The sequence below is a fragment of the Rubrobacter taiwanensis genome, assembly GCF_004337705.1.
GTDB lineage: Bacteria > Actinomycetota > Rubrobacteria > Rubrobacterales > Rubrobacteraceae > Rubrobacter_C > Rubrobacter_C taiwanensis.
Genome location: NZ_SKBU01000031.1, coordinates 19,439 through 32,291 on the forward strand (window position 1 = coordinate 19,439; position 12,853 = coordinate 32,291).

General features: G+C 68.6%; 11 protein-coding genes. 8 read left to right on the plus strand and 3 right to left on the minus strand.

Features of this window, described 5'->3' with window-relative positions; genetic code table 11:
- Positions 1 to 3: 3 nt before the first annotated feature.
- From E0L93_RS13755 to E0L93_RS13785, 7 genes are read left to right on the plus strand one after another with little or no spacing between them, the layout of a single operon-like run.
- Entirely contained in the window at positions 4 to 1,341 is a 1,338-nt protein-coding gene (locus E0L93_RS13755) for a flavin monoamine oxidase family protein (protein ID WP_165874382.1), read from the plus strand.
- A 19-nt stretch (positions 1,342 to 1,360) separates the two neighbouring features.
- Positions 1,361 to 2,488, plus strand: coding sequence for an ABC transporter ATP-binding protein (locus tag E0L93_RS13760; RefSeq protein WP_132692656.1), 1,128 nt, complete (start codon positions 1,361 to 1,363; stop codon positions 2,486 to 2,488).
- A gap of 2 nt (positions 2,489 to 2,490) precedes the next feature.
- Positions 2,491 to 3,594 (plus strand): extracellular solute-binding protein, encoded by a 1,104-nt coding sequence (locus tag E0L93_RS13765; protein WP_132692729.1) that lies wholly within the window; start codon positions 2,491 to 2,493, stop codon positions 3,592 to 3,594.
- A 1-nt stretch (position 3,595) separates the two neighbouring features.
- The gene (locus tag E0L93_RS13770; RefSeq protein WP_243638246.1) at positions 3,596 to 4,474 is read left to right on the plus strand and encodes an ABC transporter permease; all 879 of its coding nucleotides are present in this window, start codon (positions 3,596 to 3,598) and stop codon (positions 4,472 to 4,474) included.
- 1 nt (position 4,475) lies between these two features.
- On the plus strand, positions 4,476 to 5,285 hold the full coding sequence (locus E0L93_RS13775; RefSeq protein ID WP_132692657.1) for an ABC transporter permease: 810 nt from the start codon (positions 4,476 to 4,478) through the stop codon (positions 5,283 to 5,285).
- Positions 5,286 to 6,695: an aldehyde dehydrogenase family protein gene (locus E0L93_RS13780; protein WP_132692658.1), complete on the plus strand. Its 1,410-nt coding sequence runs from the start codon at positions 5,286 to 5,288 to the stop codon at positions 6,693 to 6,695.
- Between the two features lie 30 nt (positions 6,696 to 6,725).
- Positions 6,726 to 8,162, plus strand: coding sequence for a gamma-aminobutyraldehyde dehydrogenase (locus tag E0L93_RS13785; protein ID WP_132692659.1), 1,437 nt, complete (start codon positions 6,726 to 6,728; stop codon positions 8,160 to 8,162).
- Here E0L93_RS13785 and E0L93_RS13790 read toward each other — a convergent pair.
- The gene (locus tag E0L93_RS13790; protein ID WP_132692660.1) at positions 8,159 to 9,913 is read right to left on the minus strand and encodes a GAF domain-containing SpoIIE family protein phosphatase; all 1,755 of its coding nucleotides are present in this window, start codon (positions 9,911 to 9,913) and stop codon (positions 8,159 to 8,161) included. The genes E0L93_RS13785 and E0L93_RS13790 overlap by 4 nt on opposite strands.
- Positions 9,914 to 9,986: 73 nt before the next feature.
- Positions 9,987 to 10,529 carry a peptide-methionine (S)-S-oxide reductase MsrA gene (msrA, locus tag E0L93_RS13795; protein ID WP_132692661.1) on the minus strand — a complete coding sequence of 181 codons (543 nt, stop codon included), beginning with the start codon at positions 10,527 to 10,529 and terminating at the stop codon, positions 9,987 to 9,989.
- A 131-nt stretch (positions 10,530 to 10,660) separates the two neighbouring features.
- Between msrA and speB the strand changes: the two genes are divergently transcribed.
- A complete protein-coding gene (gene speB / locus E0L93_RS13800) occupies positions 10,661 to 11,614 on the plus strand; it encodes an agmatinase (protein WP_132692662.1) in 954 nt (317 codons plus the stop codon).
- A gap of 27 nt (positions 11,615 to 11,641) precedes the next feature.
- Here the strand turns inward: speB and E0L93_RS13805 are convergent, their stop codons facing one another.
- Entirely contained in the window at positions 11,642 to 12,829 is a 1,188-nt protein-coding gene (locus tag E0L93_RS13805) for a thiolase family protein (RefSeq protein WP_132692663.1), read from the minus strand.
- Positions 12,830 to 12,853 lie beyond the last annotated feature (24 nt).

Here is a 12,853-nt window from a genome sequence, read left to right on the forward strand (position 1 = left end):
GCGATGACCGCCCCCGACGTGGCCGTTGTCGGGGCGGGACTCTCCGGACTTGCTGCCGCCCGGGAGCTTGTGCGGGAGGGGCTGGATGTCCTCGTCCTCGAAGCCCGCGACCGGCCCGGCGGCCGCACCGGGGTTATGGAGGTCGGCGGCGTCACGGTAGATATAGGGGGCGAGTGGGTGGACGCGGCGCACTCGGAGCTGCGGGGTCTCATCTCCGAACTCGGCCTGAAGCTCGTTCCGGCCGGGGACGGGAAGGGGCGGGCCCGCTGGCACGTCGGCGGCGAGTTCAGCCCGGAGATGCCGCTGGACGGTGGGGACGCGGCCGCATACGACCGGATGCAGGAGGCGCTGGCAGATGCGGCGGAGGGTGTGGACCCGGAGGCCTGCTGGAGGTTTGCGCCCGGCGAAGACCTCAGCGTCGAGCAGTGGTTGCGGCGCGAGGGGATGAGCGAGCGCGGGATACACGCGGTCGAGACCATAGTCTCCACCTGCGGCTCCACCGTCCCGCTGCGGCGCATGTCCTTCTACGCCTACGCGGTCAAGGTCGCGGGCCGGGGCGGTCCGGGCCGGGGGAACGAGTACCGGGTGCGGGGCGGGGCCGGGGGCGTGGCCCGCGCGCTGGCCGGCGAGCTCGGGGAGCGCGTGCGCTACCGCTCGCCGGTGGTGGAGGTCCGGCAGGACGGAGGGGGGGTGGCGCTGCGCTACGTCTCTCCGGACGGTCCCGGCGAGGTGCGGGCGCGGAGGGCTGTTCTGGCGCTGCCGTTCACCTGCTACCGGGGTGTAAGCTTCCATCCCCCGCCGCCCCCCGTCTTCCGGCGCATGTTCGCGCGGGCCACCTATGGCGTGGTGCGCAAGGTCCACTTCATCTTCGGCCGGCCGGTGGGCGGGGCGCCCTTCACCATCACGGACACGCCTCTGGGGTACTGCTGCCCCTCGCAGGCGAGCGGCGGGGCGGGCGGCATCGTCGCGTTCGCCGGGGGGGAGGTGCTCCTGCCCGAGCTAGGTCTGCCTGCGGCGGAGCGCGAGCGGCGGGCCGTGCGGCAGCTGCGGCGCCTCTACGACGTGCCGGAGCCCGAGGTGGTGGTGGAGAAGGTCTGGCCCCACGACTATTGGACCCGGGGGAGCTACATGATCCTGGCTCCCGGGGATCTGCGGGGCTTCGGGGAGGCGATGGGCGGCCGCTTCGGGTGCGTGTACCTGGCCGGTGCGGAGGGGATCGCCGCGGCTCCCAGCTTCATGAACAGTGCGGTGAGGAGCGGACTGCGGGCCGCCGGTAAGATATTAGAGGAGATAAGCGTGCCGCGGCGGTCCCGGGCCGGGACGGGGACCGGCGAGGTGTGAGAACGGGAGGAGTCCGGGGGTGAGAGAGAGACAGACGCAGGAGCGGCCGCCGGAGGCGGCGCGCGGGGCCGCCCGGCCGGCGGCCGTGGAGCTGGCAGGGGTCACGAAGCGCTTTGAGGACTTCGTGGCCGTAGACGACCTGACGCTGAGCATCTACGAGGGGGAGTTCTTCTCGCTGCTCGGGCCGTCGGGGTGCGGCAAGACCACGACCCTGCGCATGATAGCCGGGTTCGAGGATCCCACCGAGGGTGAGCTGCGGGTGGCCGGGCGCCCGATGCGGGGCGTGCCGCCCTACAGGAGGCCCGTCAACACCGTGTTCCAGAGCTACGCGCTCTTCCCGCATCTGGACGTCTTTGAGAACATCGCGTTCGGGCTCCGGAGGGCCAAGGTGCCGAAGGACGAGATCCGGCGCCGGGTATCCGAGGCGTGTGCGCTGGTGCAGCTCACCGGGTTCGAGAGGCGGAAGCCCGCCAGGCTCTCCGGCGGGCAGCAGCAGCGGGTGGCGCTCGCGCGCGCCCTCGTCAACCGCCCGAAGGTCCTGCTGCTGGACGAGCCGCTGGGCGCTCTGGATCTCAAGCTGCGCAAGGAGATGCAGATAGAGCTCAAGAACCTCCAGCACGAGCTCGGCATCACCTTCGTCTACGTTACCCACGATCAGGAAGAGGCGCTCACCATGAGCGACCGCATAGCGGTGATGAAGGACGGAAAGGTGCAGCAGCTCGACACGCCTGCGAACCTCTACGAGCTTCCGGCCAACCGCTTCGTGGCCGGGTTCATCGGGCAGACCAACACCTTCTCCGGCGAGGTGGAGTCGGTCCGGGGGGAGCGGGTGACCCTGAGGACTGCCGGCGGGCTGGAGCTGGAGGCGTTCGCGCCCGCGGGGCGCGAGGTGGTCAAGGGCTCGGAGGCGCACGTGGCCGTCCGGCCCGAGAAGGTTCGGTTCGGGGAGGCGGGGGACAACGCCTTCGCCGGGGAGGTGCGCGACGTGGTCTACCTGGGGTCGAGCACCCAGTACGTCGTGGAGCTCAAGGGCGGCGAGCGGCTCGTGGTCTACCGGCAGAACGCCCGCGAGGCCGCCGACTCCGGCGCGGGCGACGAGGTGTGGGTCGCGTGGGACGCTGCAAACTGTCTGGTGCTGGGAGAGTAGCTATGAAGGGAAGAAGGATAAGCCGGCGGGATTTCCTCAAGCGGCTGGGCGCGGGGGCCGTGGCGGGCTCGACGCTCACGGTGCTCTCCGCCTGCACGGTCGACACCGCGCCCCGGCAGGGCGGAGACGGTGGGAGCGAGGGCGGCGGCACGCTCAACCTCTACAACTGGTCGGACTACGTGGCGGAGACTACCATCCCCGGTTTCGAGGAGGAGTTCGGGGTACGGGTCGTGCAGGACTTCTACGCCTCCAACGAGGAGCTTCTGGCCAAGCTGCAGGCGGGGGGAACCGGGTACGACGTGATCGTGCCGAGCGACTACATGGTCGAGATCATGGCCAAGAGCGGGGTCATCCAGGAGCTGGACATGGCGAAGATCCCGAACTTCGAGAACGTCGGGGAGAACTTCCGGGGGCTCCCCTACGATCCGGAGAACCGCTACAGCGTGCCCTACCAGTGGGGCACCACCGGCATACTCTACGACCGGGAGGAGGTCGGGGAGGTTGAGAGCTGGGACGCTATGTGGGACGAGCGGTACGCCGGCCGGATCGCCATGATAGACGATGTGCGGGAGACCATCGGGGCGGCGCTGATGCGCCTGGGTTACTCCATAAACTCCACCGACGAGGGAGAGCTCGGGGAGGCCCGGGAGCTCTTGCTGGAGCAGAAGCCGCTGTTGCGCGGGTACTTCGCCTCGACCGAGATCGTGCCGCTCGTGGAGAGCGGGGACGTCTTGCTCGGGCACGTGTTCTCCGGCGAGGGCATACTCGCGACGGTGGAGAACGAGAACCTGGCCTACGCCATTCCGAAGCCGGCGGCCACCCGCTGGACCGACAACATGTGCATCCCGGCGGGCGCTCCGAACCCGGATTTGGCCCACGAGTTCATAAACTACATCCTGGATGCGCAGGTGGGGGCCGATCTGACCAACTACACCTACTACGGGACGCCGAACGAGGCCGCGCTGCCGCTGATAGACGAGGAGCTGACCAGTATCCCGGAGTGGAACCCTCCGGATGAGGTCTTCGACCGGCTGCAGGTCATAGAGGACGTGGGCGAGGCGACCCGCGACTACGAGCGCATCTTCACCGAAGTAAAGAGCGCGTGAGATGGCGGCGCAGAAAGGAGTGGATAAAGGGCGTGGCTGGAGCCTGGGGCTGGCCGGGCTGCTGGCGCCGGCGGCGTTCTGGCTCGGGGTCTTCTTTCTGGTGCCGCTGCTCCTCATCCTGGCCTACTCCTTCGGGACCAGCGGCGTCTACGGCGGCATAACGCTCGGCTTCAACCCCGAGAACTACCTGAAGGTCTTCGACCCGCTCTATCTGCAGATCATAGTCCGCTCCACGGTCATCGCGCTGCTGAACACCTTGATCTGCCTGGCCATCGGGTACCCGCTGGCATACTTCATCGCGTTCAGGGGCGGCTCCTGGAAGACGGCGCTCATCCTGCTGGTCATGATCCCGTTCTGGACCAGTCTCTTGGTGCGGGCTTACGCCTGGGTCGTCATCCTGGGCGGCAACGGCCTCGCCAACCGCACGCTCCAGTTCCTCGGGATAACCGACGGCCCCATAACCCTCATCTTCACCCCGCAGGCGGTGATGATGGGGCTGGTCTACTCCTACCTGCCGTTCATGGTGCTGCCGCTCTACGCCTCGCTGGAGAAGTTCGACGCGCGGCTCAAGGAGGCGGCGCAGGATCTCGGGGCGAGCCGCTGGCAGACCTTCTGGCGGGTGACGTTCCCCTTGAGCCTGCCGGGGGTCATAGCCGGGAGCATCCTGGTCTTCATCCCGTCGGCCGGGGAGTTCGTGATCCCGGATCTTCTGGGCGGCTCGCAGACGGTGATGACCGGCAACCTCATCCAGCAGCAGTTCCTCAACGCCCGCGACTGGGCGTTCGGCAGCGCCTTGGCGGTCATGCTCGCGGTGCTGATGCTGGGAGCGATCCTGATCTACGTCCGCCGGATAGGCACCGACAGGCTGGAGGGGGTGTGAGATGGTGCGGGGTGCCCCGATCCTGAAGCGGGTGGGCAGCCTGCCGGACTGGGCTCTGCTCTTGTTTGCGGGCCTGGTCTACCTCTTCCTCTACGCCCCGATCTTCGTGCTGATGTTCTTCTCGTTCAACTCGGCGCGCAGCACGCAGGTCTGGGAGGGATTCTCGCTGCGGTGGTACGCCGAGCTGTTCCGCGATCAGTCGGTGCTGGACGCTTTCTACACCTCGATGGTGGTAGGCGTTACGGCTACCGCGATCTCCACCGTCATCGGGACGCTCGCGGCGCTGGCGCTGGCGCGCCACAGCTTCCGGGGCAAGACGCTGGCGGACTCCACGATCTACGCTGCGACCGTGATGCCGGAGATCGTGGTCGGGGTGAGCCTGCTGGCGTTCTTCGTGGCCGTGCAGTTCCAGCTCGGCATAACCACGATCATCATCGCGCACGTGGCGTTCTGCATCTCGTTCGTGACCATCGTGGTGCGGGCGCGTCTCTCGGGCATGGACCGCTCGCTGGAGGAGGCGGCGATGGACCTCGGTGCCGACCCGCCCACCACGTTCATGAAGATAACGCTGCCCCTGATCCTGCCCGGCGTGATGGCCGGAGCACTTCTGGCGTTTACGCTCTCGTTCGACGACTTCGTGATCACGTTCTTCGTGGCCGGTGCGGGGGCGAGCACGCTGCCGCTGAAGATCTACTCCATGATCAAGTTCGGCGTCAGCCCGGTCATCAACGCGCTCTCGACCGTGCTCCTGGTCGCCACGCTCGTCTGCATCCTGGGCGGCAGCAGGTTCTTCTCGCGCAAGGAGGAGTGAATGACGGAGACCCTGAAGGTTATCAACCCCGCGACCGGCGAGGTTATGGAGGAGGTCCCGGTCACCACCCGGGAGGAGCTGGACGCGGCCGTGGCCCGGGCCCGCTCCGGCTTCCGGGAGTGGCGGCGGGTACCGGGCCTGGAGCGGGCGGAGCTCTTTCATGAGATCTCCCGCCGCTTCCGGGAGCACGGCGACGAGCTGGCGGAGATCATGACGCGCGAGGGCGGCAAGCCGTTCATCGAGAACCGGGACGAGGTGGACTGGACGGCGGCCTGCTTCGACTACTACGCCGAGATCGCCCGCGACAACGTCGGATACTTGCCCGCTCCGATCGAGGCGCAGCAGCTCGCGCTCGTGATCCGGGAGCCGCTGGGCGTCGTCGCCTGCATCGTGCCCTGGAACTACCCGCTGCTGCTGGCGGCCTGGAAGCTGGCCCCGGCGCTCGCCGCGGGCAACGCCGCTCTCCTGAAGCCCTCCGAGGAGACGCCGCTCGCCACCCGCCGGATGGTGGAGCTGATGGAGGGCCTGCCGGAGGGAGCGGTGGAGATAGTGTTCGGGGCCGGGGAGGTGGGGGAGGCGATGGTGCGCCACCCCGGCGTGGACATGGTCGCCTTCACCGGGAGCCAGGAGACGGGCCGGAGGGTGGGCGCGATCGCCGCCGAGCGCCTGATGCGCTCCAACCTGGAGCTGGGCGGCAAGGACCCGTTCATCATCTGCGACGACGTAGATGTGGAGGTTGCCGCCCGCGGGGCCGTGTGGGCTGCCTGCCTGAACGCCGGGCAGGTGTGCACTTCGGCCGAGCGCTTCTACGTGCTGCCGCAGATAGCCGGCGACTTCATCGAGGCGGCGAAGGCGCACGCCGAGTCGCTCGTCATCGGCGACCCGATGGACCGCAGAACCGACCTCGGGCCGCTCATCAACGAGCCGGGGCGGGAGAAGGTGGAGCGGCACGTGGAGAGCGCGGTACGCTCGGGCGCGCAGCTCGTCACCGGCGGCGGGCGGTGGGGCGAGCGGGGATACTTCTACCGGCCCACCATACTCACCGGGGTCACGCCCGACATGCCGGTGATGCGTGACGAGACCTTCGGACCGGTCCTGCCGGTTACGGAGGTGCGCGATCTGGACGAGGCCATAGAGCTCGCTAACTCCACACCGTACGGGCTCGGGGCGAACGTATACACGCTGGACTTCGAGAAGATGCTCAAATGCATGCGCGAGATAAGGGCCGGGACGGTCTGGATCAACGACCCCCTCACGGACAACGACGCGGCCCCGTTCGGCGGGCAGAAGGGGAGCGGCATCGGCCGCGAGCTGGGCCGCGACGGGCTTCAGGCCTTCCAGGAGACCAAACACGTGCACATAGATTCCCGCATAGAGGTTAAGGAGTGGTGGTACCCGTACGGGGAGTGAACGGCCCGGAGATATGAGGAGGAGAAGGATATGCAGACAGAAGTTAGGCACCTGAGGAACTTCATCGGGGGGCGGTTCGTGGAGGCCGCTGCCGGCCGCCTCTACGACGTGGTTAATCCGGCCACCGGCGAGGTCTTCGCCCGGGCTCCGCTATCGGGTCGGGAGGACGTGGAGCGGGCCTTTGAGGCGGCTGAGCGGGCGTTCGAGACGTGGCGGGACTCCACACCTTCGGAGCGGCAGCGGGCGCTGCTGCGCATAGCTGATGCGGTCGAGGAGCGCGCCGGCGAGCTGGTGCGGGCCGAGTCAGAGAACACCGGCAAGCCCTATGCGCTCACGATGGAGGAGGAAGTTCCGGCGATGGCCGATCAGATCCGGTTCTTCGCCGGAGCGGCCCGGTGCCTCGAAGGCAAGTCCGCCGGGGAGTATCTGCGGGGGATGACCTCCTACATCCGGCGGGAGCCGATCGGGGTCTGCGCCCAGATCACGCCCTGGAACTACCCGATGCTGATGGCCGTCTGGAAGTTCGCTCCGGCCATAGCCGCCGGCAATACGGTGGTGCTCAAGCCCAGCGAGACGACGCCGGTAACCACCCTGCTGCTCGCGGAGATGGCCGCGGAGTTCCTCCCCGAGGGCGTCTTCAACGTGGTCTGCGGCGACCGGGACACCGGGAGGCTGCTCGTGGATCACCCGACGCCGCAGATGGTCGCGATTACCGGCTCGGTGCGCGCCGGGATGGAGGTGGCGGAGGCGGCCGCAAGGGACCTGAAGCGGGTGCACCTGGAGCTGGGCGGCAAGGCGCCGGTGATCGTCTTCGACGACGCCGACCCTGAGGCCGCCGCCGAAGCCATAGCCGGGGCCGGGTACTTCAATGCCGGGCAGGACTGCACCGCGGCCACCCGGGTTCTGGCCTCCCCTGCCATCCACGACGAGTTCGTCGCCGCCCTCACCGAGCGGGCTAAAAACACCCGCACGGGACCGCCGGACGACGAGGAGGCCTACTACGGGCCCCTGAACAACGAGAACCAGCTGGCGCGCGTCAGCGGCATAGTGGAACGCCTCCCTGACCACGCGGAGATAATGACCGGCGGGGAGCGGGTCGGAGAGCGGGGGTTCTTCTTCGCCCCCACCGTGGTCTCGGGTCTGAGGCAGGAGGACGAGGCTTCGCAGACCGAGATCTTCGGCCCCGTCATCACCGTACAGCCCTTCTCCGACGAGGACGAGGCCGTCCGCTGGGCCAACGGGGTGAAGTACGGGCTGGCATCGAGCGTCTTTACCCGCGACCACGGCCGGGCGATGAGGGTGAGCCGGCGGCTGGACTTCGGGTGCGTCTGGATCAACACCCACATCCCGCTGGTGGCCGAGATGCCGCACGGCGGCTTCAAGCACTCGGGCTACGGCAAGGATCTCTCGATGTACGGCCTGGAGGACTACACCCGCATAAAGCACGTGATGAGCAGCCTGGACTAGGACCGCTCCGGTATGCGCAGTACGAGCACTGCCAGGTCGTCCCGGGGGTTGCCCCCGCTGTGCTTCAGGGCGGCCTCTCTGAGGCGGCCCGCGATCTCGCGGGCCGGAAGCCCCCGGCAGGAGCGCACGAGCTTGAGCAGCCGTTCCTCCCCGAACACGCTTCCGTCCGTGGTGCGGGCTTCGGCGAGGCCGTCGGTGTAGAAGACCGCCGCGTCTCCGGGGAGCAGGCGGACGGTCTCCTCCTCCAGCGCGACCCGCGGCATCACCCCGAGGAGCTTCCCCGGAGGCGAGAGGCTCTCGACCGCCCCGCCGGAGCGCAGCAGGAGCGGTGCGGGGTGTCCGCCGCGCGCCACGGCCAGTTCGGCTCCGGACCGGGTGAGCTTCAGGCTCGCGCAGGCCACGGTGCAGAACCGGTGGTCGGCGAGCTGGCCGAGCATGGCCTCGTTGAGGGCCGCGAGTATCCTGGAGGGTGAGCGCTCGTACAGGGCCACGGCCCGGATGGTGTAGCGGGCAAGGGCCGTCACCGCTGCGGCGGCGGCCCCCTTGCCGACCACGTCCCCGATCACGGCCAGCCAGCTACTCCCGGTGTCTATCAGGTCGTAGAAGTCCCCGCCGACCTCGTTCTCCTCGCCGAGCGGCAGGTACTGGACGCCGACCTCCACCCCGGCGGGTTCGGGGATGTTCGGCAGCAGGCTGCGCTGCAGGGTGCGGGCGATCTCGCTCCGCTCAGAGTAGAGCCGGGCGTTGTCCAGCGCGAGCGCGCACCGGTAGGCCACGCCCTGCAGGATCGAGAGGTCCTCCTGACCGTAACGGTGCCCCGGATCGGAGCTTCCCACCGTCAGGGCTCCGAGCGTCCGGCCGCGCGCCCGCAGCGGCACGCTGATGTAAGAGCTGACGTCGAGCTCCCGGAGCAGGCGAAGGTGCTCAGGCCCGGTGGCCCGCTCCTCCAGCGGCGGATCGTGCGTCTCGGAGACCAGCGCCGGCCGGCCGGTGCGCAGCACCTTGGCCACCGTGCCCGGAGAACTCCGGCCGAACCGGCGGTGCTTGGCAAGCCGCTCCAGCAGCCGCTCGCCCGCCGGGTCTGCGTGGGCCGCGGCGGCTTGATGTACGGAGCCGTCCTGCTCCAGCGTGTCGACCAGGCACCAGTCGGCCAGCTCGGGGACGACGAGACGCGCTATCTGCTCCAGCGTGTCCGAGTAGTCGAGAGAGGCCGAAAACCGGGAGCCGGCCTCGGCCAGCAGGGCGAGGCGCCGGCGGGCCTGTCCGGCCTCCATGCGCGCCAGCTGCTCCCGCGCCAGCAGCGTGTCTCGCTCCTCCTCGGCCTCCTTGCGCCCGGTTATGTCGTTCTGCACCCCGATGAAGTTGATCAGGCGGCCGGCGTCGTCGTAGACGGGGGAGATGTAGAGCTCGTTCCAGAACCGCTCGCCGCTCTTGCGATAGTTGCGCAGAACCACCCGGCATTCCCGGCCCTCCTCGACGGCCGCCTGCACCTCGGCGAGCCGGGGCTGGTCCCGGTCTTCTCCCTGCAGGAAGCGGCAGTTGCGCCCGAGAACCTCGTCCACCGCGTATCCGGTGATGCGTTCGAAGGCCGGGTTGGCGTAGATTATGGGGTTGTCCGGCAGAGCGGGGTCCGTGATGACGATCCCGCTCGCGCTAGCCGCAACCGCCCGTTCCAGCAGGTGGCGCAGCACTCCGGCGTCCCGGTCCTCCAGCCGTCCGGCGCCCGTCCGGTCCTCCCGAAAACGCGTCATGGCAGGTATTCTACAGGGGCGCTCCGGCTTGCGGGACGGCCAGCTCTTGCCGAAGCTCCGGCGGTTCGCGTCCTCAGGCCTTCAGCCGGTCGAGGTGCTGACGGCGGAACTTGGCGACCTTGGGTGCGACGACGAGCCGGCAGTACGGCTGGTCGGGGTTGTTCCTGAAGTAGTCCTGGTGGTAGGCTTCGGCCCGGTAGAACGCCTCGAACGGTGCCAGCTCGGTCACGATGGGATCTTCCCAGATGCCCCGCGCTTCCAGGTCGGAGATCACCTCTTCGGCGACCCGCTTTTGCTCCTCATCGTGGTGGAAGATCACGGACCGGTACTGCGGCCCGACGTCCGGTCCCTGGCGGTCCTTGGTCGTGGGGTCGTGCACCGAGAAGAAGACCTCCAGGATCTCCCGATAGGAGACCTCCTCCGGGTCGAAGGTCACCTGCACGACCTCCGCATGGCCTGTCATGCCGGTGCAGACCTGCTCGTAGGTCGGGTTCTCGATGCGCCCGCCGGAGTAGCCGCTCTCCACCTTCTCCACCCCCCGCAACTCATCGAACACGGCCTCGATACACCAGAAGCAACCGCCTCCGAGCGTCGCCACTTCTCTGCTCTCTGTCATGCCGGACCCCTTGACCTCAGCGATAGTTCCTCGCACTTATATACCGCATTGCGCCGGGCACCGCACGCCCGGCAGAGAAGCACAGGGTGTAATATGTCGCGGCGAGACCCGAGCTTACAGAAGGGAGTGGTATGACCCGCTACGCGCCGGCCGACTCGTTCGAGACCCCGCGTTTCTCGGGGGTGCGCACGTTCATGCGCCTGCCGCACACCCGGGATTTGGAGAACAGCGACGTGGCCATCGTGGGCGCGCCGTTCGACACGGGGGCGACCTTCCGCGCCGGAGCCCGGTTCGGGCCGGAGGGCATCCGCAGCGCCTCGCACCTGCTGCGGCCGTACAACCCCTCGCTGGATGTGAACATCTTCGACCACCTCTCGATCGTAGACTACGGCGACGTGCCGGTGGTGCCGGGCTATATAGAGTCGAGCTACGAGCGCATCGCGGCCGGACTGGAGCCCATCCACCGGGCCGGGGTCGTGCCGGTGGTGCTCGGCGGCGACCACTCCATCGCCCAGCCCGAGCTGCGGGCGGCCGCCGCGGTGCACGGCCCTGTAGCCATCGTTCAGTTCGACGCCCACGCCGACACCTGGGACAACTACTTCGGCGAGCGCCTCACCCACGGTACGTCCTTCCGCCGGGCGGTCGAGGAGGGGCTGGTACGCCCCGAGCGCTCCATCCAGGTCGGGATGCGGGGCTCCCTCTACGGTCCGGAAGACCTGCAGGACTCGAGGGATCTGGGCTACGCGCTGCTCACTACCGACGATGTGCGCGAGATCGGGATACCGGAGACGGTCTCCCGCATCCGCGAGCGGGTGGGGGACGCGAAGGTCTACGTCTCCTTCGACATAGACTTCGTGGACCCGGCGTTCGCTCCCGGTACGGGTACGCCGGAGATCGGCGGGTTCACCGGCCGGGAGGCGCAGGAGTTCGTGCGGGGGCTCGCGGGACTCGACATCGTCGGCTGTGATGTGGTCGAGGTTTACCCGGCTTACGATCCGGCGCAGGTCACGGCGTTCGTGGCGGCCAACGTAGCGTACGAGCTGCTGAGCGTGCTCGCGCTGAACCGGAAGCGCGGGGGAAGCTGACACCCCCGCGCTTCCGCGGATGCCTGGTTAGTTCTGCAGGTTCTCGAAGATGCCGGTCGCGCCCATGCCGCCGCCGATGCACATGGTGACCATGCCGTAGCGGGCCTCACGGCGCTTCAGCTCGTGCATGATCTGCACGGTGAGCTTGGTGCCCGTAGCGCCCATCGGGTGGCCGAGCGCTATGGCACCGCCGTTCACGTTCAGCCTCTCGATATCTATGCCGAGCTCCCGGACTATGGCGAGCGTCTGCGCGGCGAACGCTTCGTTGAGCTCGATCAGGTCTATATCATCGAGGCTAAGCCCGGTCATCTCCAGCGCCTTCGGGATGGAGACCAGCGGCCCGATGCCCATCACCTCCGGCCGCACCCCGCCGATGGTGAAGCCCACAAACCGCAGGAGCGGCTCGAGGCCCAGCTGCTCGGCCCGCTCGCGCTCCATCACCACGACCGCCGCCGCCCCATCGCTGCGCTGCGAGGAGTTCCCGGCCGTCACGGTTCCGTCCTGTTGGAAGACCGGCTTCAGCTTCGCCAGCGCCTCGGGGGAGGTGTCGCGGCGCGGGCCCTCGTCGCGCCGGAAGGTGGTCCGCCGGTGCCGGACCTCGCCTTCCTCGTCCACGTACTCGATGTCTACCTCCAGCGGCACGATCTCCGCGTCGAACCGGCCGGAGTCCACCGCCTCGGCGGCGCGCCGGTGGCTGCGCAGGGCGAACTCGTCCTGCTCGTCGCGCGAGATCTTGAACTCCCTGGCCACCTGCTCGGCGGTCAGACCCATGCCCATATAGACGGCCGGGTTGGTCTTCACCAGCTCGGGGTTCGGGGAGAAGGTCGGGGAGTTCATCCCGTCCGCGGTGGACATGGACTCGGTGCCCCCGGCGACGATGCAGCTCGCCGAGCCGGTCATGATCCTCTCGGCCGCCGTGGCTATCGTCTGCAGGCCCGAGGAACAGAACCGGTTGACGGTCTGGCCCGGGACGGTCTCCGGCAGCCCGGCGCGCAGAGCGGCGACGCGGGCCACGTTCATGCCCTGCGTGCCCTCCGGAAAGGCGCACCCGATGATGACGTCCTCGATCTCGGCCGGGTCCAGCCCCCCGGCCCGGTTGACGGCCTCTCGGATGGCTGCGGCGGCCATGTCGTCCGGACGGGTGGTGCGGAGCGTCCCCTTCGGGGCGCGCCCGACTGCGGTACGGGCTCCGGACACGATGACTGCTTCTTTCACTGTCGCTCCTTTCAGAGATGCCTG

Bases quoted from the DNA above. Each gene is read 5' to 3' on its own strand.
- E0L93_RS13775 (WP_132692657.1), top strand. From the start codon at position 4,476: ATGGTGCGGGGTGCCCCGATCCTGAAGCGGGTGGGCAGCCTGCCGGAC.
- E0L93_RS13765 (WP_132692729.1), top strand. From the start codon at position 2,491: ATGAAGGGAAGAAGGATAAGCCGGCGGGATTTCCTCAAGCGGCTGGGC.
- E0L93_RS13780 (WP_132692658.1), top strand. From the start codon at position 5,286: ATGACGGAGACCCTGAAGGTTATCAACCCCGCGACCGGCGAGGTTATG.
- E0L93_RS13790 (WP_132692660.1), bottom strand. From the start codon at position 9,913: ATGACGCGTTTTCGGGAGGACCGGACGGGCGCCGGACGGCTGGAGGAC.
- E0L93_RS13785 (WP_132692659.1), top strand. From the start codon at position 6,726: ATGCAGACAGAAGTTAGGCACCTGAGGAACTTCATCGGGGGGCGGTTC.
- msrA (WP_132692661.1), bottom strand. From the start codon at position 10,529: ATGACAGAGAGCAGAGAAGTGGCGACGCTCGGAGGCGGTTGCTTCTGG.
- E0L93_RS13770 (WP_243638246.1), top strand. From the start codon at position 3,596: ATGGCGGCGCAGAAAGGAGTGGATAAAGGGCGTGGCTGGAGCCTGGGG.
- speB (WP_132692662.1), top strand. From the start codon at position 10,661: ATGACCCGCTACGCGCCGGCCGACTCGTTCGAGACCCCGCGTTTCTCG.
- E0L93_RS13755 (WP_165874382.1), top strand. From the start codon at position 4: ATGACCGCCCCCGACGTGGCCGTTGTCGGGGCGGGACTCTCCGGACTT.